Source organism: Labrys sp. LIt4 (assembly GCF_017813775.1).
GTDB lineage: Bacteria > Pseudomonadota > Alphaproteobacteria > Rhizobiales > Labraceae > Labrys > Labrys okinawensis_A.
Genome location: NZ_JAGIPY010000021.1, coordinates 39,156 through 61,869 on the forward strand (window position 1 = coordinate 39,156; position 22,714 = coordinate 61,869).

19 protein-coding genes and 1 tRNA gene are annotated in these 22,714 nt (G+C 63.1%); 9 read left to right on the forward strand and 11 right to left on the reverse strand.

Going from position 1 to position 22,714, the window contains the following annotated elements; genetic code table 11:
• Positions 1-5 precede the first annotated feature (5 nt).
• Entirely contained in the window at positions 6-1,538 is a 1,533-nt protein-coding gene (locus tag J8I29_RS26350; protein ID WP_209433929.1) for an FAD-dependent monooxygenase, read from the reverse strand.
• A gap of 129 nt (positions 1,539-1,667) precedes the next feature.
• On the opposite strand from J8I29_RS26350, the gene J8I29_RS26355 reads away from it, so the two are divergent.
• From J8I29_RS26355 to J8I29_RS26370, 4 genes are all read left to right on the forward strand, one after another.
• Positions 1,668-2,324, forward strand: a complete 657-nt coding sequence (locus J8I29_RS26355) for a helix-turn-helix domain-containing protein (RefSeq protein WP_348536176.1) — start codon at positions 1,668-1,670, stop codon at positions 2,322-2,324.
• A 209-nt stretch (positions 2,325-2,533) separates the two neighbouring features.
• On the forward strand, positions 2,534-3,616 hold the full coding sequence (gene dinB, locus J8I29_RS26360) for a DNA polymerase IV (RefSeq protein ID WP_209433930.1): 1,083 nt from the start codon (positions 2,534-2,536) through the stop codon (positions 3,614-3,616).
• 158 nt (positions 3,617-3,774) lie between these two features.
• Positions 3,775-4,494 carry an SDR family oxidoreductase gene (locus J8I29_RS26365; protein WP_209433931.1) on the forward strand — a complete coding sequence of 240 codons (720 nt, stop codon included), beginning with the start codon at positions 3,775-3,777 and terminating at the stop codon, positions 4,492-4,494.
• Positions 4,491-5,597, forward strand: coding sequence for an S-adenosylmethionine:tRNA ribosyltransferase-isomerase (locus J8I29_RS26370; protein WP_209433932.1), 1,107 nt, complete (start codon positions 4,491-4,493; stop codon positions 5,595-5,597). Before J8I29_RS26365 ends, J8I29_RS26370 begins: the two co-directional genes overlap by 4 nt.
• Here J8I29_RS26370 and J8I29_RS26375 read toward each other — a convergent pair.
• Entirely contained in the window at positions 5,587-6,198 is a 612-nt protein-coding gene (locus tag J8I29_RS26375) for an XRE family transcriptional regulator (protein WP_105862844.1), read from the reverse strand. The two genes, J8I29_RS26370 and J8I29_RS26375, sit on opposite strands and share 11 nt — an antisense overlap.
• Positions 6,199-6,421: 223 nt before the next feature.
• On the opposite strand from J8I29_RS26375, the gene J8I29_RS26380 reads away from it, so the two are divergent.
• Positions 6,422-7,234, forward strand: a complete 813-nt coding sequence (locus J8I29_RS26380) for a helix-turn-helix domain-containing protein (RefSeq protein WP_245197394.1) — start codon at positions 6,422-6,424, stop codon at positions 7,232-7,234.
• A gap of 68 nt (positions 7,235-7,302) precedes the next feature.
• On the forward strand, positions 7,303-7,731 hold the full coding sequence (locus J8I29_RS26385; RefSeq protein WP_209433933.1) for a VOC family protein: 429 nt from the start codon (positions 7,303-7,305) through the stop codon (positions 7,729-7,731).
• Positions 7,732-7,864: 133 nt separating this feature from the next.
• Here the strand turns inward: J8I29_RS26385 and J8I29_RS26390 are convergent, their stop codons facing one another.
• Positions 7,865-10,180 (reverse strand): xanthine dehydrogenase family protein molybdopterin-binding subunit, encoded by a 2,316-nt coding sequence (locus J8I29_RS26390; protein ID WP_209433934.1) that lies wholly within the window; start codon positions 10,178-10,180, stop codon positions 7,865-7,867.
• A 178-nt stretch (positions 10,181-10,358) separates the two neighbouring features.
• Between J8I29_RS26390 and J8I29_RS26395 the strand changes: the two genes are divergently transcribed.
• Positions 10,359-10,434 (forward strand) — tRNA-Lys (locus J8I29_RS26395).
• A 639-nt stretch (positions 10,435-11,073) separates the two neighbouring features.
• Positions 11,074-12,078 (forward strand): cupin-like domain-containing protein, encoded by a 1,005-nt coding sequence (locus J8I29_RS26400; RefSeq protein WP_209433935.1) that lies wholly within the window; start codon positions 11,074-11,076, stop codon positions 12,076-12,078.
• A gap of 418 nt (positions 12,079-12,496) precedes the next feature.
• On the opposite strand, the gene J8I29_RS26405 is transcribed toward J8I29_RS26400, so the two are convergent.
• Positions 12,497-12,745 (reverse strand): hypothetical protein, encoded by a 249-nt coding sequence (locus J8I29_RS26405; protein WP_105862840.1) that lies wholly within the window; start codon positions 12,743-12,745, stop codon positions 12,497-12,499.
• A 712-nt stretch (positions 12,746-13,457) separates the two neighbouring features.
• The gene (locus J8I29_RS26410; protein ID WP_181161184.1) at positions 13,458-14,738 is read right to left on the reverse strand and encodes a DUF3422 domain-containing protein; all 1,281 of its coding nucleotides are present in this window, start codon (positions 14,736-14,738) and stop codon (positions 13,458-13,460) included.
• 236 nt (positions 14,739-14,974) lie between these two features.
• Between J8I29_RS26410 and galE the strand changes: the two genes are divergently transcribed.
• The gene (galE, locus tag J8I29_RS26415) at positions 14,975-15,952 is read left to right on the forward strand and encodes a UDP-glucose 4-epimerase GalE (RefSeq protein ID WP_209433936.1); all 978 of its coding nucleotides are present in this window, start codon (positions 14,975-14,977) and stop codon (positions 15,950-15,952) included.
• 13 nt (positions 15,953-15,965) lie between these two features.
• Here galE and pip read toward each other — a convergent pair whose 3' ends face one another.
• The 6 genes from pip to J8I29_RS26445 form a co-directional block, all read right to left on the reverse strand.
• A complete protein-coding gene (gene pip, locus J8I29_RS26420) occupies positions 15,966-16,967 on the reverse strand; it encodes a prolyl aminopeptidase (protein WP_105862837.1) in 1,002 nt (333 codons plus the stop codon).
• A 171-nt stretch (positions 16,968-17,138) separates the two neighbouring features.
• Positions 17,139-17,909, reverse strand: coding sequence for an amino acid ABC transporter ATP-binding protein (locus J8I29_RS26425; protein ID WP_105862836.1), 771 nt, complete (start codon positions 17,907-17,909; stop codon positions 17,139-17,141).
• A gap of 8 nt (positions 17,910-17,917) precedes the next feature.
• Positions 17,918-19,075 carry an amino acid ABC transporter permease gene (locus J8I29_RS26430; RefSeq protein WP_209433937.1) on the reverse strand — a complete coding sequence of 386 codons (1,158 nt, stop codon included), beginning with the start codon at positions 19,073-19,075 and terminating at the stop codon, positions 17,918-17,920.
• A 4-nt stretch (positions 19,076-19,079) separates the two neighbouring features.
• Complete coding sequence (locus J8I29_RS26435) at positions 19,080-20,270, reverse strand: amino acid ABC transporter permease (protein ID WP_209433938.1); 1,191 nt, start codon at positions 20,268-20,270, stop codon at positions 19,080-19,082.
• A gap of 224 nt (positions 20,271-20,494) precedes the next feature.
• Positions 20,495-21,508, reverse strand: coding sequence for an amino acid ABC transporter substrate-binding protein (locus J8I29_RS26440; protein WP_209433939.1), 1,014 nt, complete (start codon positions 21,506-21,508; stop codon positions 20,495-20,497).
• A gap of 109 nt (positions 21,509-21,617) precedes the next feature.
• The gene (locus J8I29_RS26445; RefSeq protein ID WP_209433940.1) at positions 21,618-22,631 is read right to left on the reverse strand and encodes an amino acid ABC transporter substrate-binding protein; all 1,014 of its coding nucleotides are present in this window, start codon (positions 22,629-22,631) and stop codon (positions 21,618-21,620) included.
• Positions 22,632-22,714: the final 83 nt, after the last annotated feature.

Here is a 22,714-nt window from a genome sequence, read left to right on the forward strand (position 1 = left end):
AAACGTCATGCCTCGCTGGGCCTGCCGAACCACCGCCCCAGGGCCGTGGAGGCTTCCTCTGGGTCCTGGCCGGTTTCGCTGGCCCAGGCGACGACGCCATCCGGGCGTACCAGCAAGGCACTCAGGCCGAGCCGGTCGTCGGCGTCACCGCCGACATAGCTGATGCGGTCGCTCCAGCGTGACAGAAGGGCCTGCCAGTGCGGCCGGGCGTCGAAATCGAGGAAGATGCCTTTGCCCGTCCTGAGGAGCTGGGCAAGCCTCGTGCCGCCGCCCAACTCGAAGTCGGGCGCGCTGCGGCCCACCAGTGGATGGCTGTCGCCGAGATCGTAGCGCAGAGACACACCCCACACCCGCTCGGCAAAATAGGTCGCGCCGTCCCGCGTCTCCATGAGGTCTCGAATGATGGCTTCGAGCGCGCGCGTACTGGCGGTCGGCCGCATGATGGCAACCTGGGCGCGGGACCAGTCGAGGATCCGCGCGCCCACCGGATGCCGCTCCTCGAAATAGCTGTCGAGCAGGCCGTCCGGGGCGCTGCCTCGGATCGTGGCGGCCAGCTTCCAGCCGAGATTCATCGCATCGCCAAGCCCGAGATTGAGCCCCTGGCCGCCCAGCGGGGAATGAATATGTGCGGCATCGCCGGCAAGCAGCACACGCCCCTTGCGATAGGCCGTCGCCTGATAGGCGCGATCCGTCCACGTCGCGGCGAGCTTGAGAGCCGTCAGAGCGACATCGATGCCGGTGACATGGCGAAGCACCGCCTGGACATGGTCGAGCGTGACCGCCTGGGTTCGATGAAAAGCCCCGCCATCGAAATCGACCATCGCGATCGTACCGGGCGGTGAATAGGTATACATGCCCGTCGGCGTGTAGTGGCGGCCCGGGTTGAGCCTGTCCGGATCGGCCATTTCGACGTCGACGGAATAGCCGGTGAATTCGGGATCGGTACCGGCGAACCCAAAGCCGCCGGCCTTGCGCACAATGCTGCGGCCCCCGTCGCAACCGACCAGCCAGCGCCCGCGAAACGTCGAGGCGCCGGCACGAATGCTCACGTCTTCCCCCGACTGATCGAAGCCCTCGACACCGAGGCCCCGCCTGATCTCCACGCCCATGGCATGGGCGTGCGCGGCCAGGACGGCTTCGAGATGCTCCATCGTGACCGCAAGGCCGGACCCAGCCGGATTCGGCAGGCGGTAGGGCCACTTCGAAGCAACGATATTGTCATGAAAGAACTGGATGCCAGCAAAATGTCCGCCGGGACGGCGAGGTTGCTGCATCCAATGGGCGGCGGCCTGGGCGCCGCGGCCTGAACCCTCTTTGGCGGGCTGCGAAGACGCGATCTCGTCCAGCAAGCCGCGACGGTAGAAAGCTTCGGCTGTTGGCACCGACAGGCCCCTCAAGCCGAAGGGAAGCCGCTTCAGGGGGGACTGCGAATCTTCGTTCTGCTCCAGCACCAGCACGGACAGATCCGCAAGGCGCAGTTCACAGGCCAGGAACAGGCCGACCGGCCCCGCGCCGGCAATCACGACATCATGCAGCAAGGGATAAATCCTCCATCGCGCCGGTGAAGGCCGGTCTGCACGCCAGCACTGCCTTGGCGAAAGACGCCGTAGCGAACCCCAGTCATTGCTTGAGACATGTCATCAATATCGCTATAAAAATTACACTGAGTGCGATTTTTTATTGCACTCAGTGTAATTTTGCAAGAGGTAGCGATGGAGCCGTTTGGTATGGAAGACGTCTCACCAAAGCCGCGGGGCCTGCGGGAGCGCAAGCGGCGCGAGACGTCCGAGCGCATCGTCGAAGAAGGCCTGAAACTGTTCGTGAAACACGGCTATGAAGGCACGACGCTCGAGGCGATCGCGCAGGCGGCGGGTATCTCGCGCCGAACCTTCTTCTACTATTTCAAATCGAAGGAGGATGTGCTGCTGGCCGCACATGACGGCGGCTTCCGCGAGGCGCTCGGGCCGGCCATGCTCGAAGAATCCGCCGAGGAGCGCCCTCTGGTCGCCGTGCAGAACTGCCTCGTCAAACTTGCATCTCGGCGCGAGACCAAGGAGTCCATCGTTTTCGATCGCCTGATGCAATCGACCGAAGCCCTGCGCGCGCGCAAAGAGGCTGGTTTCGTCGAGACCGAGCGCATCCTACTGGAAGCGATGTGCGAGCTCTGGCCCTCCCCCGAACGGCGGGACGGGCTTCGGCTGGTGGCGATGGTAGCCATGGGTACCCTGCGCCTAGCCCTGGAGAAATGGAAGCAGAGCGAGGCGACCCGTCCTCTCGCCCATTATGTCAAAGAGAGTTTCGCCCTGCTGGCGAAAGAGTTTTGAGCCAGCCACCATTCTTGAAATCAGACATAAGAACGCAGGCTGGACCTCAACCACACTCCCCATCATCGCTATTGCCGCCTGCACCGTCATTGCGGGCGCAGCGAAGCAATCCAGAGGCACGAGTGGCGCCCCTCGGACACTCGATTGCTTCGCTGCGCTCGCAATGACGCGCGAGTCAAACATCGCGACCACTGGTATAGACTGTCTCGATGTCCGCCCCTGTCCGCAAGATCATCCATATCGACATGGATGCCTTCTACGCCTCCGTCGAGCAGCGCGACGATCCCTCGTTGCGCGGACGGCCGCTGGCCGTGGGCTATTCGGAACGGCGCGGCGTGGTCGCGGCGGCGAGCTATGAGGCGCGAGCCTTCGGCGTGCGCTCCGCCATGCCTTCCTCGACCGCGCTGCGCAACTGCCCCGATCTCATCTTCGTCAGGCCGCGCTTCGAGGTCTATCGCGCCGTCTCGCGCCAGATCCACGCCGTTTTCGCCGAGTTCACGCCGCTGATCGAGCCTCTTTCGCTGGACGAGGCCTATCTCGACGTCACCGCAAATTTGCAGGGCCTGCCCAGCGCGGCGGCGACGGCACAGGCCATCCGCACCCGCATTCTCGAGGAAACCGGCCTCACCGCCTCGGCCGGCATTTCCTACAACAAGTTCCTGGCCAAGCTCGCCTCCGATCACCGCAAGCCCAACGGGCAGTTCGTCATCACCCCCGCCATGGGACCGGCTTTCGTGGAGACATTGCCGGTGGCCAAGTTCCACGGTGTCGGCCCGGTCACCGCTGAGAAGATGAACCGGCTCGGCATCGTCACCGGCGCCGACCTCAAGGCACAGTCCCTGGAGGATCTCGTCCGCCATTTCGGCAAGGCCGGGGCCTGGTATCATGCGATCGCACGGGGCGAGGACGATCGGCCGGTGGAGCCGGACCGCCCGCGCAAATCCTCCGGCTCGGAGACGACGTTCTCCGAGGATCTGACGACGCCCGAGGATATCGAGGCCGGCGTCCTCGCCATGGCCGACGAGGTCTGGGCCTGGTGCGAGAAGACCCAGGCCTTCGGCCGGACCGTGACGGTGAAGATCAAATATGCCGATTTCCAGCAGGCCACCCGCAGCCGTACCCTGACCGCACCGGTGCACACCCAGGAAAGCCTGCGATCCGTCAGCCTGGACCTCATCCGCAGCGTGTTCCCGCCGGCGAAGGGCATACGCCTGCTCGGCGTCACCCTATCGGGTTTCGCTTCGGAGGAACCGTCTGACGGCGAACAGCTCGAACTCGGCCTGGAAAATTGATTTCCCCGAGAAATTTGCCGGATCGAACCGCCATTGCCATTCTCCCGAGGTCGTGACGTCCTGGGACCGATCTAACCCCTATCTCGATTTGCCGCTTGACTTAAAGTTCACTTGAACTTCTATCAACACTCCCTGAGTGATTCAGGGAGTGTTGATCAATGAGCGTTCATAGCGATCTCAAGGGCTTGCGGGCAGCCGTAACCGGCGGCACCTCCGGGCTTGGGCTAGCCCTCGTGCGGGCGCTGACAGAGCGAGGCGCACAGGTCACCTTCGTTGCTCGCACCAGGGAAGCCGTCGAGCGCGTGGGCGTGGAAACCGGTGCGCTCGGCATTGTCGGCGACGTCGGATGCAAGGCCGATATCCATGCCATCGCCCTGCAGATCACCGGCAACCTCAGCGGCCTTGACCTCCTCGTCAACAATGCCTCCAGCCTTGGGCCGGTGCCGCTCGCCTTGCTGGCCGATACGCAATGCGAAGAGCTGGAAGAAGCTCTCGCCGTCAATCTGGTCGGCCCTTTCCGCCTGACCAAGGCCCTGTTCGGCGCCCTCGCGGCCTCGGCGCGGCAGGGGCGTGACGCGGCCGTGGTCAACATCACCAGCGACGCGGCCGTCAACGCCTATGCCGGCTGGGGCGCCTATGGCGCCAGCAAGGCCGCGCTTCAGCATCTCACCGCCATCTGGGCCGAGGAAGCACGCGAAGAAGGCGTGCGCTTCCTTGCCATCGATCCCGGCGACATGGACACCCCCCTGCACGCTCAAGCCGTGCCGGAGGCCGACCGATCCGCGCTCAAGCGCCCGGAGGAAGCGGCAGCCGACATCCTCCGCAGCCTGGGCCTTGGTCAACCGCGCCTCGCCCTGACCGCAGGGATTCGGCCATGATTGCCGCCGACAATCCCGAGCCGGGCGCCGCGCGGCTGCTCGCCGTCTCCAGCACCGGCAAGATCCGCCATTTGCCGCGCAGTGCCCTGTCCCTGCTGTTCAGCCCCGGCGACCTCCTTGTCGCTAACGATGCGGCCACCCTGCCCGCCAGCCTTGCCGGCCTCCATGCCGGCAGCGGCAGGCCGATCGAGGTTCGGCTTGCCGCCTGGGTATCTGCCGGCGATCCCAGCCGTTTCGTGGCGGTCGTCTTCGGGGCGGGCGACCACCGCCTGCGCACGGAAGATCGTCCCGCGCCACCGCAACTCCTCGCCGGCGACAAGCTCGAGCTTGGCCCGCTGACAGCCGAGATCGAGCGCCTGCACGGCTATCCACGCCTGGTCTCGCTGCGCTTTTCCGGTCCGACGGATCAAATCCTCGCCGGCCTGGCACGCCACGGGCGACCCATCCAATATGCCCATGTACCAGCCCCCCTGGCGCTTTGGGACATGTGGACGGCGATCGCTGCCGAGCCATTGGCGTTCGAACCGCCTTCGGCCGGTTTCGCGCTCGATTGGCGCATGATCGCCGCCTGGCGACGGCGCGGCGTTGGGTTTGCCAGCCTGACGCACGCCGCCGGCATTTCCTCGACGGGCGATGCGGTGATGGATCTGAGCCTCCCCTTCGACGAGCCCTATCGCATCCCGGCAGCGACGGCAGCCGCGATCGCCCGCACGAAGGCGGCCGGTGGACGGGTGATCGCCATCGGGACCAGCGTCGTGCGAGCCCTCGAACATGCCGCCTCGGCAGCCGGTGGCCTCCGGGCCGGCGACGGCGTGGCGCAGGGTCGGATCGGCCCGGAAACGAGGCTTCGTCTTGTCGATGCCATTCTCAGCGGCGTCCATCAGCCGGGCGAAAGCCATTTCGAACTGCTGCGCGCCTTTGCTGACGACCTAACGCTCGACCGCGTGTCGCTGATGCTGGAAGCCTGGAACTATCGCGCCCACGAATTCGGCGATTCCGTGCTGATCGAGCGCCGGACGGCCACGCGAAAAGAACAGGGCACCGATCGGCAAGCCCGTATCACGCCAAGCTCTCTGTGGGCGGGCGCGGCCCCTACTCCATGAGAGCCGCCTTCATGAAGCAGACCATGGTGGCGTGGACGGGCTCGTCGCCGACCACGCGGATGGCATGCTGCCGGTCGCAGCGATAGCGCAGCGTCTCGCCGGGCTCCGCCCGTTCGCGCACGCCGGCCACGTCGACCTCGACCACGCCGGCGAGGATCGACAGGCATTCGACAGAGCCGCGCTGATGGGCATCGCTTTCGAGCACCCCGCCTGGCTCGGCTCGAAAATCATACCATTGCAGCCATTCCACGGTCTTCAGCCAGCCGACCACCGCCAGGCGGCACTTGCCGTCGTCGGAAATGATCACGGGCGTATCGACCCGCGTGGTCTTTTCGATGAAGGGCTCGTCCTCGCTCGAACCCAGCACTCGCTCGATCGAAACGTCGAGGGCCTGAGACAGACGCCAGATCGTCGCCAGAGTGGGGTTGGTTTCGTTGCGCTCGATCTGGCTGATGATCGACTTGGCCACGCCCGACTGCTCGGCCAGCTCCGACAGCGAGAGATTATAGGCCTTGCGCAGACGCTGGACCGTCTTGCCGAGCTGCCCCGATAGCGCAACGGCGCCCGCATCGAGTTCACCCCGCTTGTCCGACCCACTCATTGCCAGCCTTTCGTTTGTTATGACGAACGATTGTTTGTTCTGGCGGACAATAGGGCCAAGCCGCGTGGGAGAAAAGCTCTTTGATGAAGCAGAGGCCGGATCAAACCCATGTCCATCCTGTCACAGGGTGACGGAGACTCCCGCTGCAGGCCCGATTGGCTTATGTTTGAGGTCCTAGCCTGCCGGGATCACGACAAAGAATGGGACCTGACTGGGATTCGCGATGGGGCATGGACATGACAGCCGGGGCGAACCTGCCTTTTGGCACCGACCTCCGACCCCGCACCTGACCACGCTGGTCAGCGGGATCTACGGCTATCGGGAGAACGGCGTTGCCATGCGGGGGCTCACCGAGGCTGCTTCGCTGGCCGTGCCGCTGATCGTCAATTTCGGCAGCCCGTTCCGCATCGGTCTCGGCAGGGCCCCAACTCTCGCGGAGAGCTATGGCAGCTTTGCCGCCGGCCTGTTCGCAGGCCCCATCATCATGGATTCGGATGGTGCGGCCGCATGTATCCAGATCAATTTCACCCCGCTGGGCGGCCGTCTGTTCTTCGGGCTGCCGATGAGCGAGTTGGCCGACCGCATGGTCACCGTGGATGACCTCGCCGACCGCGGCATCAGCCAGTTCGCCCGGCGGCTTGCCGACCTCAATTCCTGGGAAGCGCGCCTCGATCTCGCCGAGCATTTCGTCGGGATGCGCCTCGGCCACGCCTCGCCTGCCAATCCCGCCATCCACTGGGCGTTCTGCCAGCTCATGCGCAAGGGCGGAGACGTCCGTATCGGCACCCTGGCGGAAAAGCTCGACTGGAGCCGTCGGCGCCTGGTCGCAAGCTTCCGTGAGGAGATCGGGCTGGCTCCAAAATCCGTCTCCCGCATCATCCGCTTCAATGCCGCGCAGGCCCTTGCCGCCAGGGGCACGGCGGCCGGATGGGCCGATATCGCGGCTGCCTGCGGCTATGCCGATCAGGCCCACCTCACCCGCGAATTCTCCTTGCTGGCGGGCTGTCCGCCGACGGCCTGGCGCATGGATGCGTAACATTTCTTCAAGACGGCCCGTCGCCATGCGGCCACAGTCCGCTCCGGTTCACAACGGAGACATGCCCCATGCCGCTATCGACGACCGAAGCTCCCCGCCTCTACCCCGCCCTGCGCTATGCCGACGCGCGGGCCATGATCGACTGGCTGCAGGAAGCCTTCGGCTTCACCTTGCACGCCTGCTACGGCACTGGCGATGTCGTCGATCACGCCCAGCTTGCCCTCGGCTCCTCGATGATCATGCTCGGCACGGCACGCGACGATAATTTCTGCAAGATCGTCGGTTCGCCGGGATCGGGTGGCGGCAAATCGATCTATGTCGCCGTCGACGATGCCGACGCCGCCTATGAGCGCGCCAAGGCCGCCGGGGCAAAGATCGAGGAAGAACCCGTCGACCGCCACTATGGCAGCCGGGAATTCATCTGCCGCGATCCGGAAGGCAATATCTGGGCTTTCGGCACCTATTGGCCCAAGGCGTCCGAGCCAGCCTCCCCCTGAAAAGCAGGGGATGGCAGTCACGAAGGGCGCCGAAGAACAGATGGCGGTTTTCAGCAAAACGCTGCGACAATCGTGGCTTGCAGCGTCGGCTCCCCCTATTGAAGTCGGGTCCGACACTGCAGCCGCGCGAGGCCTATTCGGCCGCCAGCTTGCGGTTCTGCGCCTCCTGGATCGTGCGCCACACCACTTCAGGGGTCGCCGGCATGTCGAGCTTGGTGACCCCGACGCCGCGCCTGAGGGCATCGATCACCGCATTCATCACCGCCGGCGCGGCGCCGATGGTGCCGGCCTCACCGGCTCCCTTGATGCCGAGCGGGTTGTTCTTGCAGGGAATGTTGCGCGTCTCGAAATGGATGAAGGGCAGATCGTCGGCTCGCGGCAGGGCATAGTCGGTGAGCGATGCCGTGAGCAACTGGCCGTCTTCCGAATAGACCGTGCGCTCCAGCAAGGCCTGGCCGATGCCCTGCACCACGCCGCCATGCACCTGGCCTTCCAGCAGCAGCGGGTTCACCACCATGCCGAAATCGTCGACGATGGTGTAGCCGAGGATATCGGTGACACCGGTCTGCGGATCGATCTCCACCTCGCAGATATGCGTGCCGTTCGGATAGGTCGCCTCGCCGGGCTGATAGTCGGTCTCGGCGCTGAGCAGATCGGGCGTAGCCTTGGGCAGACGGGCGAGCGCGGCAAAGTCGATGGCCTTGTCGGTGCCGACCACCCGCACGCGGCCGTCGACGATTTCGAGATCGGCGATGCCGGCCTCGAGTTCGTCGGAGGCGAGCGTCTTCAGTTTCTCCGCCAGGGTCTGGCTGGCCCGGGCCACGGACGCGCCGCCCACCGGGATCGAGCGCGAGCCGCCGGTGCCGCCGCCGGTTTTGATCCGGTCGGAATCGCCCTGGATCACGTTGATGCGTTCCAGCGGCAGATCGAGATATTGCGAAACGAACTGGGCGTAGGCCGTCAGGTGACCCTGCCCGTTGGTCTGCGTTCCGATCAGCACGGTGGCGGTACCGTCCTTTTCGAGCGTGACGCTGGCGGCTTCCTTGGGCCCGTCGGCACAGGCCTCGATATAGGTGGACATGCCGATGCCGCGGAACTTGCCCGCCTTCTTCGAGGCCTGCCAGCGGCCCTTGAAATCGCCCCAGCCGGCGACCTCCATGGCCTTGCGCATATGGCCCTCGAACTCGCCCGAATCATAGGTGCGGCCGGTCGGCGCCTTGAACGGCATCTGTTCCGGCTTGACGAAGTTGCGCGCGCGCACCTCGTCGACGGAAAGCCCGGTCTCGAAGGCAATGGCGTCCATCAGCCGCTCGATGAGATAGGCGGCCTCCGGCCGGCCGGCGCCGCGATAGGCATCGACGGGCAGCGTGTTGGTGAAGACGCCGCGCACCCTGACGTCCATGGCGCCGATCGCATAGGCACCGGTCGCCATCAGGGCGCCGAGCCAGGGAATGAAAGGTCCGAACTGCGAAAGATAGGCGCCGAGATCGCCGATGATATCAATCTTGACCGCCAGGATGCGCGACCGCCGGTCCAGCGCCGCCTCGATACGGCTGATATTGTCGCGGCCCTGGGTGTCGGCGAGGAAATGCTCCGCGCGGTCGGCAAACCACTTCACCGGCTTGCCGAGGCGGCGCGCCGCCTCCAGCGAGAGCGGATATTCGCGATACATGAAGGCCTTTGTGCCGAAGCCGCCGCCGACATCGCCGGTCTTCACATGCACCCTGTCGGGCTTCACCTTGAAGACATGGTTGGCGAGCGTATCGCGGATGGAATGCACGCCCTGGCTGCCCACCGTGAGGGTGAAGCGCGCACCGTCCCATTCGGCGAGGCAACCGCGGGTTTCCATGTAGTTGGCGACGAGACGATTGTTGACGACGTCCAGGGATACCACGCGGGCTGCCTTGTCGAAGGCCTTGGCCACTTTCTTGGCGTTGCCGATCTGAGCGTCGAAGGCGAGGTTCGAACCATGCTCCGGCCAGACCAGCGGCGCGTCGGGCTCGAGGGCAGCAACCGAGCCGACGATGGCGTCCAGCGATTCGTAATCGACCGGAATCGCCTCGGCGGCATCGCGGGCCTCGGTGAGCGAATCGGCGACCACGAACGCCACCGCATCGCCGACATGACGTACCACGTCTCGCGCCAGCAGCGGATAGGGCTGCGGACGCTGCGGCGAGCCGTCGGCATTCTTCATCAAGGCCAGGCAGGGCAGATCGCCGAGCCCGTCGAGATCGGCCGCCGTCAGAATCAGCCTTACGCCCGGCATCGCCGCGGCGTCGGAAAGATCGCCGATGCTGAAACGGGCATGGGCATAGGGAGAGCGCAGAACATAAGCCCTCAGCGCGCCGGAACGCTGCTCGTCATCGACATAACGGCCCGTACCGGTGATGAAGGACTGGTCCTCCTTGCGACGCACAGCTTGGCCAACGCCAAATTTGGTGGGCGGCATGAGGAACCTCCGGCGATTTAATGAATGGTGCTTTTGAATAGAGCCTTCGAATAGCACGCCGGCGCGCAATTTCAAAAAAGCCGAAGAATTTTTCCGTCACACGCTGGACACACACAAAGAGCTTTGCTACATCGCCGCCATCGAACGCGGCACCGCGTCGCGCTTCGGTGGTTTCGATGGGCGCATAGCTCAGTTGGTAGAGCAGCTGACTCTTAATCAGCGGGTCCTAGGTTCGAGCCCTAGTGCGCCCACCATCGAAACTTCTGATATCGCTGACGAAAAGCAAGGCGCCCTTCGAGGCGCCTTCTTTCGTTTGGGGTGGAAGTGCCCTCGCCCGAGCAAGCGACTCCCCTCCCCGCCATGCGGGACGAGCAGAGATTCGCGCGCTGCCCCTTCCTCCGGCGAGAAGTTCGACAAGCCGCGGAAGGTAGAAGAGCATGCCGGCCGACGATGATGGCATTGAGCCAAGGTCGTCCAGGGCCGCTGTAGCCGAGGCCCGCAGCGTTCAGCGATTTGACGCAGTCACCACGAATCGCAAAGACGCGTCGAACCAAAGAGCTGGAGAGAGCGGGCGCTCACATGACGTGCTTTGCTCTGGGGCAATCCTGGGCTCCAGTTGGTCAATGCATGATGAATATTGGGCCGACCGGGAACAACCACATACCGCCTCCCGGTAAGTTTCAACTGTCGAATACTCTTCATTCTGGAGATATTTCGGTCTCGACGATTCAGTCTCCGAAGCAAATTTTCTCAGAAAATGAAACAGCGGCGACGATCCTTCCCCTAAAGAGTTAATATTTATATCTCCTCTACTCCTTATAAAAATCCTCTCTAGTGATATCCTCAGTGACACTGGACTGGGGGCATTCCAGAAAGAGAGCGAGTTACTGATCATGAACATCGCCTTCGAAAACGAAATAGAGAGAGGTTCGTATTCAACTTTCGATAAAATCGAACACATACTTGAAACAGATCAGCGAATATTCAAAGAAAATTACAATGTGCGACCTTTCAAGCTTCATCATACACTTTGCCGGAGCGGCTTATTCGAGATCCCGGAGATCGTCAAAACTGCTCGCAGCATCATCGGAAGCGGTAATGCTGCCGACTTTCTCGCTCTCGATTTGAGAAGGGAATCGATCAGCAGCAAATTCACCGAGGCCGCGCAGCATGACCGACTGACGGAGGTGATCGATCGGCTCGGCGAGAGCGGCTCCTGGATCAGGCTTTCGCGGACGCAGGATTACAATCGCGATTACGCCCGGGTTCTCGCCATGCTCATTGACGAAATCGGGACCCACGCCGATCGGCCGTTCCGCCAGGAAGTGACCTGGGCAACCCTGACCGTGATTCTGACCTCACCGGGGATTTCCACGCCCTTCCATATCGATCACGAATCCAACTTCCTGTTCCAGATCAAGGGCGAGAAGGAAGTCTGCCTGTTCGACCCCGGGGATCGTGAAGTTCTGCCGGAAATCGAGCTCGAACGCTTCTATGCCAGCAGCTACAACACCCCCCGCTACAAGCCCGAATTGCAGGGCCACGGCCAGATCTACAGACTGACGCCCGGCGAGGCCGTCCATCATCCGCCTGTAGCGCCCCACTGGGTCAAGAACGGCGACAACATCTCCGTCAGCCTGAGCATTTCCTTCTGCATGCGCCCGTTGGAACGGCGGGCCAGGATCTATCAAGCCAACTTCATGCTGCGCCAACTCCGGCTGAAACCGAGACCGCCCGGCCTTTCGCCGGGACGCGACGCACTCAAGGCCAGGCTGGTTTCCGCTCTTGAAATGGCCGATCCCAAGACCTTCCAGGATATCGTCTATTCCCCGATGAACCGTCTGAAATCTCCGATGCAATTCCTGAAGAAGGTTTCCGGCCGCCGAGTCGCCACCTGAAAAGTCGCCGTGCTTCGGCCAAGCCTGCCTGTGGCACGAGCGCAGATGGCTATCTCGTGCCGCTGCTGCCTGCACAGTTGGGCGCCGCTCGAACGACCGATGAGGCGCTAAAAAAGAAAAACCCGGCGCTGTCGGAACGCCGGGCCAAGGAGGTTGCTGTCCCGCTGAATCGCGGAACGAAGGTGATAAATTTCATATCACGTGATACATACGTGACGCGGCAATGGTGAGGCGTTGTCATCGCGATCTCCGGCATCGCTGCCAAAGAAAAAGCCCGGCGATACGCTACCTGCCGGGCCAAGATCGGATGCGACGTATCGGGCCGGTATTGGGAACGGCCGACAACATGCGATGATTAGACCAAATGGTGTGACGGGAGCGTGATAAGGCTCGCCCGCATCGCTCCTGCCGTCGGCTGTCACGGCTTGGACAGACGCTTCACATTGGAACGGACCTTGCGCCGATAGTCTCGAACGACCGCACCGGGCGTCGTGCCCATCATCAGCTTGCCGGCGGCGTTCTGCGCCGCAGCAACTTTCTCGCTGATCATCAGCTTGGCCTCGTGCTCGGCACGGCTTCCGCCCTGTGCCAGCCGAAGCGTACGTAGCCAGATGGCTTGCTGCGATTCAAAAGCAAGCATCGACATGTCGTAAAACAGCTTGAACATCGGATCTCCTATGCCCTTAGGTAACATAGCCCGATGTCGACGACGCAGCTATGTCGGCCGCGCAGGTCCGGCATTCACCCGCCGCTCACGCGGCCTGCATTCGATCTTCTCCCGAGCCCAATCAGCCCTCATCGGCTCCGGACAAGCCAGGCAGGCATTGCCCGTCCTGTGCGAAAAAGCACAACCATGGGCCGCCGCAAGGGCTAAGCCGCGCATGGATCATTTCGACGGTCCACGCAGTGCATCTCGACACATGTCCTTCCGTCCGAGCCCATTTCATGATCGCAAGAGCCATTATCCTGTTGCCAGCCGCATTGCTGTGCCTGGTAACCCTCACGCCTGCCCGGCTTGTCGCACAGGAGGCCGCCATGGCAGATGCTCCCGCAGCAACGGCCTCGGCCTGCTCCCCAGGCTTCCACTTCAATCAATGGCGCAGATGCGTGCCCAACCGTACCATCAACGACGCCACCCGTGATGCGTTCGATCCGCGGCGCATGGCATCGAGCGCGTCTATCGGCCAGTCTTCGGACCATCGCAGAAACATCGACGTATGCCCGCCCTCGCAGCGTCCCAATCACGCCGGCCAATGCGTCCCCAAGAGTTGAGGGGCGGTCGACATCCCGCCTAGAAAACGCCCGGCGATCCCCGATTATCGGCCGGCCGGCGCAGCATTCTGCGAGGCGCCTTTCGGTGACCTATGCATCCCCTCGCGTCAGGCAGCGCGCTTGCGCAGGCTCTTGATGCCGCGCCAGACCAGGAACAGCACCACCGGCGCCGCACACAGCATGGCGATGGCCTTGTCGACATGCCAGATATGGCTGAAGCCCTCGATCATGTAGCCGAGAATGGCGAGGGTATAATAGGAGATTGCGATGATGGAGAGCCCCTCCACCGTCTCCTGCAGGCGATACTGGCTTTCCGACGTGCGCGAAATGGTGTCGAGAATAGTCTGGTTCTGCATTTCCAGGCTGAGGCTGATATGGGCGTTCAACAGTTCAGCCGAACGCTCCAGCTTCATCGCCACTGCCTGCAGGCGTTTCTCCGTCGCCAGGCAGGTGGCCACCGCCGGGCCGGTCCGATTGGTCAGGTAGCGTTCGATGGTGGTGAACTCGCCGATCGGCCGCTCGGCAAGCTGCCGCAGGCGCGTGCCGAGCACCGCCGCATAGGCTTGGCTCGCCGCGAAGCGAAAGCTGGTTTCCTCGATGCTGCGGCCGACTTCGGCGGACAGCGCATGGATGCTCTCCAGCGCCTCCCGGTTCTCCCCGGTGGAATGGGCATGGCCGACGCGGCCCATCACCTGGCTCACCGCTCCCTCGAACTGACGGATCGTCGAGCCGAGGGCCCGAGCTACCGGCAAGCCGAGCAGGACGAAATTGCTGTAGGTCTCGATCTCCAGGAGCCTGCGCACCAGCACGCCGCGGCGTACGCCATTGCATCGTCCGGCTGCGAGTTCGTAGCGGGTGAAACCGTCCAGATCACGATTGAAATCGGTGGCGACCTGAGCCATGCCGTCATAGAGCTCGGAATAGCACAGGCTGATCGGGCTGAAGCCGACCAGCGCCGCCTCCATGATGGTGGAGGTCTCGGTCAGGTCGATACGCGTGGCGCTGACGCGCTGCAGCCCGGCGAAGCATTCCAGGCCGATATCGTCTGGCCAGATCTCGCGATCGGTGAGGACGGACTGCCAGGTCAGCGTGGCAAATTCATTGTGGAGCTCGAAAGTGGCCTTGCGACCACTCCTTTCCACCGTGATTTGGCGCGTTCGTGCGTCATCAAAGGGCAAAGCGGACTGGCCGGCGAAAAGAGCGAAGCGCCGCGCCACCTCCTCCAGTGAAGGCCCCTCGTCTGCCGGCATGAAGGCGACCCGGCGGATACGGGCCGAGGTCGTGATCGGCTCGGTCGGCCTGGCATGCAATTCGGCATAAATGGCCGCTCGCTTCGGATGATCGGCAAACAGGGATTCGCTCGCCTCCGAGGCGCCGGTCGCCGTCATCGTGATTTCCCCCATTCCATTGCGACGAATTTTCAAAGCAATTTCCAGGCCAGGACCTGCCGGATAACCCGCCCACAGTGCAGGAAATACACGTCAACGTTGCAGGACGAAAGGCAGAACAGCCGCCGGCGCCCGCCTCCATTTGACGCGGCACGCCTATTCTTTGCTTCTCTTTGGGCGCGAGGATCCTTAACACCGGCCTGTCGCAACCACCCGTCGGGAGGATGAGAGCCTTCATGAGTATCGTCTTGGTGACCGGAGGAGCCGGTTATATCGGCAGCCATGTCTGCAAGGCCCTGGCCTCATCCGGACACAGGCCCGTGGCGTGCGACGATCTCTCCCGCGGCAGAGAAGACCACGTCCGCTGGGGGCCTTTCGAACAGGGCGACATTGCCGATGCGGACTGGCTTGCCAGCGTCTTCGCCCGCCACCGCCCCGACGCGATCATGCATCTGGCTGCCTACGCCGAGGTGGGTTCATCGGTCACCGATCCCTCGCCTTGCTATGCTGCCAATGTCTCCGGCACACTCGCCGTAATCGAGGCGGCGCGGCATAACGGCAATTGCCCGATCGTCTTCTCCTCGACCTGCGCCGTCTATGGCGACGCCCCGGCCCTTCCGGTTACCGAAGCGTCCCCGACGGCGCCCGTCAGCCCCTATGGCACCACCAAGCTCATCGGCGAGCAGGCGCTCCGGCACTACGACACGGCCTATGGCCTTCCGAGCGTGGTGCTGCGCTATTTCAATGCGGCCGGCGCCGACCCCGATGGCGAGATCGGCGAGCGCCACGCGACGACGAGCCTCGCCATACCCAAGGCGATCCGAGCAGCCCTCGGCCTCGGCCCGGTCTTCAAGCTGTTCGGCACCGACTATGCCACCGCCGACGGCACCGCCATGCGCGACTATGTCCATGTCGCCGACATCGCCGATGCCCATCTGCGCGCTCTCGGCCACTTGCTGGCTGGGCGCGGCAGCCTCACGCTCAACCTCGGCAGCGGTCGCAGCACCACCGTGCTGGAACTGCTCGAGGTGGTCGAGGCCGTCATCGGGCGGCCTGTGCCGGTCGAGCCTCATCCCCGCCGCAGCGGCGATGCGGCCGCCCTCTACGCCAATATCGACAGGGCAGCCGATGTGCTGGGCTGGACCCCAGGCAAAAGCGACCTCCGCAGCATCGTTGCCAGCGCTGCAGCCTGGATCGAGAAGTCGCCAGGCTGAGAAGAGAGGAACTTCAGGCCGCGGCCGCTCCCAGCAGGCGGGCATATTTGTCGGTGGCCTCGATCAGGCGATGCAGCGTGCCCGGCTCGGAGAAGGAATGGCCGGAATCCTCCACGATCTGCAGTTCCGCCTTGGGCCAGCGCTTGGCCAGTTCCCATGCCGTGACCGGCGGACAGACCACGTCATAGCGCCCCTGCACGATGGTGCCGGGAATATCGGCGAGCTTGCCGGCGTCGCGCAGCAACTGCCCTTCCTCCATCCAGCCGCCATGCACGAAATAGTGGTTCTCGATGCGGGCGAAGGCCAGGGCGAACTGTTCCTGGGCATGTCCGGTCGCGGGTCCCTCCGGCATCAGGGTCGACGTTTCGCCCTCCCATACGCTCCAGGCTCGGGCCGCCGCCAGGCGAACGGCCGCATCGTCTCCCGTCAGGCGCCGGTGATAGGTCAGGATCGGGTCGGCCCAGGCATCCTGCGGCAAATCCTTGCGGAAGGCTTCCCATTTGTCCGGGAAGAAATAGGAGGCCCCTTCCCGATAATACCAGTCGAGTTCCATGCGGCGCAGGGTGAAGATGCCGCGCAGCATGAGCGCCTGCACCGTCTCGGGATGGGTCTGGGCATAAGCGAGCGCCAGGGTCGACCCCCAGGAGCCACCGAACAGGCTCCAGCGCTCGACCTTCAGCACCTCCTTGCGCAGGCGCTCCATGTCCGCCACGAGATGCCAGGTGGTATTGGCGTCGAGATTGGCGTGCGGACGGGAACGGCCGCATCCGCGCTGATCGAACAGCAGGACGTTCCAATGGCGCGGATCGAACAGGCGCCGATGCTTGGCCGAACAGCCAGCCCCCGGACCGCCATGCAGGAAGGCTACCGGCAGACCCTCGGGATTGCCCGCCAGTTCCCAATAGATGGAATGACCATCGCCGACCTCGAGCGTGCCTGAGCGGTAAGCCTCGATTTCGGGATAAAGCCCGCGCCTCGGCGTGCCGTCGGGCTCGCTCGAGCGATCAAACGCCATGATGAAATTCCTGCGTGCTGAACTGTGTTGCCAAGGGAGCAAGGCTGGGATCGAAGACCTGCCTTGCCCATGTTTCAAAGGAAGCTCCGACAATGCAAATGGCTGGCCCCCAGCGGAAGCCAGCCAGCGAAAGTCGCCGCGGCCGACGGCAGGGCCGGCCGCATGTGCTCCTCAGTGCAAAATCTGGCTGAGGAAGAGCTTGGTGCGCTCGTGCTGGGGATTGGAGAAGAAGGTGTTGGGCTCGTTCATCTCCACGATCTGACCGGCATCCATGAAGATCACCCGGTCTGCGACCTGGCGGGCAAAGCCCATTTCATGGGTGACGCACAGCATGGTCATGCCGTCATTGGCAAGGCCCACCATGGTGTCGAGCACCTCCTTCACCATTTCCGGATCGAGGGCCGAGGTCGGCTCGTCGAACAGCATGATCTTCGGATTCATGCACAGGGCCCGGGCGATCGCCACGCGCTGCTGCTGCCCTCCCGAGAGCTGGCCCGGATATTTGTTGGCCTGCTCCGGAATCTTGACACGCTTGAGGAAGTGCATCGCCTTTTCGGTGGCATCGGCCTTCGACATCTTGCGCACCCAGATCGGGGCGAGCGTGCAGTTCTCCAGCACGGTCAGATGCGGGAACAGGTTGAAGTGCTGGAACACCATGCCGACCTCGCGCCGCACCTCGTCAATGCGCTTGAGGTCGTTGGTGAGCTCGATGCCGTCGACGACGATCGAGCCCTTCTGATGCTCCTCCAGCCGGTTGATGCAACGGATCATGGTCGATTTGCCCGAGCCCGAAGGCCCGCAGATCACGATGCGCTCGCCCCGCTTCACGGTGAGGTTGATGTTCTTGAGAACGTTGAACTCCCCATACCACTTGTTCATGTCCGTGATCTGCACGGCGATCGGGTTCAGCTTCTCGTTGGTATTGTTTGCGGCGTTCGCCATTGTTTCCCTCAACGTTTGTAACCGGTATCGAGACGACGCTCCAAGCTCTGCGAGTAGCGCGACATCGAGAAACAGCAGATCCAGAAGAAGATAGCGGCGAATGCATAGCCCGTATAGTACGTCACGGGTGTCGCCCAGTTCGGATCGGGAATGGACGCCTCGATCGTCTTCAGGAAGTCGAAGATGCCCACGATGGCCACCAGCGTGGTGTCCTTGAACAGGGCGATGAAGGTGTTGACGATGCTGGGGATCACCAGGCGCAGCGCCTGCGGCAGGATGATGAAGATCAGCATGTAGGAATAGTTCAGGCCCAGGGCCTGGGCCCCTTCATATTGGCCCTTGGGGATGGCCTGCAGGCCGCCACGCACCACTTCCGCCATATAGGCCGACCAGAACAGCGCCACGCCTACGAGCACGCGCAGCAACGAATCCGGGCGCCAGCCTTCGGGCAGGAACAGCGGCAGCATGACGTTGGCCATGAACAGCACGGTGATCAGCGGCACGCCGCGCCAGAACTCGATGTACATCACCGAAATGGTGCGGGCGATCGGCATGCGTGAGCGCCGCCCGAGTGCCAGCAGCACGCCGAGCGGCAGGGACGCCACGATGCCCACCACGGCGATCACCAACGTTACGAGAATGCCGCCCCACAGATTGGTGGGGACATGCACCAGCCCAAAGAAGCCGCCCACCAGCAGCCAGAAGGCCAGCAGCGGGAAAGCCACGAAGAAATACAGGATGCCCCAGCCCTTGGCCCCGATCTTCGGCCATAGCAGCCAGACGATGCCGATGGCGGCAAGCAGGCCGGTGAGATTGACGCGCCAGCGCTCATCGACCGGATATTGGCCATAGATGAAATATTGCAGGCGCGTCTCGACGAACGGCCAGCAAGCGCCGACATGCCGTCCGACATTGGCCTCCAGGCAGGCATTGCGGTCGGTGCCTGTCCAGACGGCATCGAAGATCATGAAGCGCAGAACGCCCGGCAGCACCCATAGCACCAGCAGCACCGCCAGGACGGTGAGGATGGAATTGGTGACGGACGAGAACAGGCTCTTTTTCAGCCAGCCGAGCACGCCGGTGGTCGCAGCCGGCGGCGGTTGTGGCTCGAAGGTCGTGGTCGAGACGAAGGCCGGGCTGCCGGCGGCGGAAGTTGCGTCGCTCATGGCCCTACCTCTCCACCAGCGCAACGCGCTTGTTGAACCAATTCATGAAGCCGGCAATCGACAGGCTGATGATCAGATAGACGGCCATGGTGATGCCGATGCATTCGATCGCCTGGTTGGTGTTGTTGAGCACCGTGCCTGAAAAGACCTGCACCAGGTCGGGATAGCCGATGGCCACCGCCAGCGACGAGTTCTTGGTGAGATTGAGGTACTGGCTGGCGAGCGGCGGCACGATGATGCGCATCGCCTGCGGAATCACCACCAGGCGTAGATTCTGCCCCGACCGCAGGCCGAGAGCCCCGGAGGCCTCCGTCTGGCCATGCGGCACGCCGCGGATACCCGAGCGCACGGTCTCCGCGATGAAGGCTGCGGTATAGATGGTCAGGCCCAGCAGCAAAGCGACGAATTCCGGCTGCAGGCGGAAGCCGCCGGTGACGTTGAAGCCCCCCACCTTGGGGTAGTCGATGGTGAAAGGCATGCCCGTGCCGAAGAAGGCCAGCAGCGGCAGGCCGATGATCAGTGCCAGATTGACCAGCAGCACCGGCGGCCGCTTGCCTGTTTCCATCTGACGGCGCCTGCCCCAGATGGCGAAGCCGATGGCGCCGAGAATGCCGACCAGCAAAGCGCCGCCTACCAGGCCCGCGCCCGCCTGAGGTTGGGCGGCCGGAAAGAAGATGCCGCGATTGTTGAGAAAGATGCTTTCGCCGAAGGTGATCGACTGCCGCACGCCCGGCAGGGGCTTGAGCACGGCGCCGTACCAGAACAGCAGTTGCAGCAGCAGCGGGATATTGCGGACGACTTCGATATAGACGGTAGCGATCTTGGCGACGATCCAGTTGTTGGAAAGCCGGGCCACGCCGATGATGAAGCCCAGGATCGTCGCCAGCACGATGCCGAGGGCGGCCACGATCAGGGTGTTGGTGATGCCGACCAGCAAGGCGCGGCCATTGGTGGACAGCGACGTATATTCGATCGGCGTCTGGCCGATATCGAAGCTCGCCGTACGCCCCAGGAAGTCGAAGCCAAGCGAACGACCCTGCCTGGCCAGATTTTCGACGGCGTTCCAAGCGCCTGTCAAGATGATGAGCAAGACGATTGCCAGCAGCACGACCTGGAAGACAACAGCCCGCAACTTCGGATTGTTGAACCAGTAGGTACGCCCGCCGCCGTCTCCCCGGTCGACTGCCAACGTCATTGTCTCATTCTCCCCAACACGCGGATAGTCCTCACCCTTTTTCTATGGATTCCTCTGGAGCAATTGCGTTCACGGCCGAGCGCCTTTTGCTCCCACTCCTCATTTTCAAACCAATCCAGCGGATTGGAGCGTCTTTGCGAATTTGGCTGCCTCCACCCAATCGCGGGACGCTTTGGAAAAGTCGCCCGGCAAATATCGCATGCGATTGCCGGGGGCGTTCATCCTCAACGGATGGGCGGCGAATATTGCAGGCCCTTGTTCGTCCATAGGGCATTGAGCCCGCGCTCGATCTTGAGCGGCGACTTCGATCCGAGATTGCGGTCGAACACCTCGCCATAATTGCCGACCTGCTTGATGACGCGATAGGCCCACTGATTGTCGAGGCCGAGTTGCTTGCCGAAATCGCCTTCGGTGCCGAGCAGGCGCTTGATGTCCGGCTTGTCGGACTTCAGCATCTCGTCGACATTGGCCTGGGTCACGCCGGATTCCTCGGCCTGGACCAGCGCATAATAGACCCATTTGACCACGTTGAACCACTGATCGTCGCCCTGGCGCACGGCGATGCCCAGCGGCTCCTTGGAGATGATCTCGGGCAGCACAACATGTTCGTCAGGGTTTTTGAGGGCCAAACGCACGCCGTAGAGCCCGGAGGCATCGGTGGTGAAGGTATCGCAACGGCCTGACTCATAGGCATTCTGCGCCTCGCCGATGGTCGCAACCGTCAGGATCTGGTAGGGCTTGCCGATGCTGCGAAAATAGTCGGACAGATTGAGTTCATGCGAGGTGCCCTGCTGGACGCAGACAGTCGCGCCATCGAGTTCTTTGGTCGATTTCACGCCTAGCGACTTCTTCACCATGAAGCCCTGGCCGTCATAGTAGTTGATGGCGGCAAACAGAAACCCACCGGTCTCGCGGGTCAGGGTCCAGGTGGTGTTGCGCGGCAGAACATCGATTTCTGAGGCCTGGAGCGCGGTGAAGCGATCCTTGGCGGACAGGGGCACGAATTTGGTCTTGTCGGCATCGCCCAGCACGGCCGCCGCAAGGGCCCGGCAATAGTCGACGTCGAAGCCCGCCCATTTGCCCTGCTCGTTCGGGATGCTGAAACCGGCCAGGCCCTGATGAGCCCCGCAGATCAACTGGCCGCGCTGCTTGACCGTGTCGAGCGTTGCCGCATTTGCCAGGGAAACACTCAAAGCGGCGAAGACGCCAACGGTCGCCGCGCAGAGTTGTCGCCTCATTCAATGTCCCCCTTTGATCCACCCGGCTGGTCGGCGCCTCGTCGAGGTGCCTTTGCCTCTCTGCGTCCCCGCCCCGGAAGCTTCCTTCCGAGGCAGGTTTTCATCGATCTCAACGGATCGGCGGCGCGTATTGCAGGCCCTTGTTGGTCCACAGGGCGTTGAGGCCGCGCTCGATCTTCAGCTTCGACTGGGAGCCGAGATTGCGGTCGAAGATCTCGCCGTAATTGCCGACCTGCTTGATGGCGCGATAGGCCCACTGATTGTCGAGGCCGAGCTGCTTGCCGAAATCACCCTCGGTGCCGAGCAGGCGCTTGATGTCCGGCTTGTCCGACTTCAGCATCTCGTCGACATTGGCCTGGGTGACCCCGGATTCCTCGGCCTGGACCAGAGCGTAATAGACCCATTTGGCGATATTGAACCATTGGTCGTCGCCCTGGCGGACGGCAATCGCCAGTGGCTCCTTGGAGATGATCTCGGGCAGGACGACATGCTCCTCCGGCGCCTTGAGCGCGAGACGGACGCCGTAGAGCTGCGAGGCGTCCGAGGTGAAGGCATCGCAACGGCCGCCTTCATAGGCGTTTTGGGCCTCGCCGATGGTTGCAACCGTCAGGATCTGGTACTTCTTTCCGAGAGTACGGAAATAGTCGGAGAGATTGAGTTCCTGCGTCGTGCCCTGCTGGACGCAGATGGTGGCGCCGTCCAGATCCTTGGCGGAATTCACGCCCAGCGACTTCTTCACCATGAAGGCCTGGCCGTCATAGTAATTCGTGGCAGCAAACAGGAAGCCGCCGGTCTCGCGCGTCAGGGTCCAGGTGGTGTTGCGCGGCAGCACATCGATTTCGGACGATTGCAGCGCGGTGAAGCGATCCTTGGCCGACAACGGCACATATTTGGTTTTGTCGGCATCGCCCAGCACCGCCGCTGCGAGGGCCCGGCAATAGTCGACGTCGAAACCCGCCCACTTGCCCTGCTCGTTCGGGATGCCGAAACCGGCAAGGCCGGCATTCGAGCCGCAGATCAACTGGCCGCGCTGCTTGACGGTATCGAGTGTCCCAGCACTCGCAACCGAAACACCCAGGGCAACAAAAGCCCCGGCCATCGCCATGGAAAGTTGCTTTTTCATGAATGAAACCTCTTCATAAGTGACCGGTTTGAGGCGGAACCACCAAAGCCGCGACAGGCACAAGCTCTATCGGGTCCCGCCCC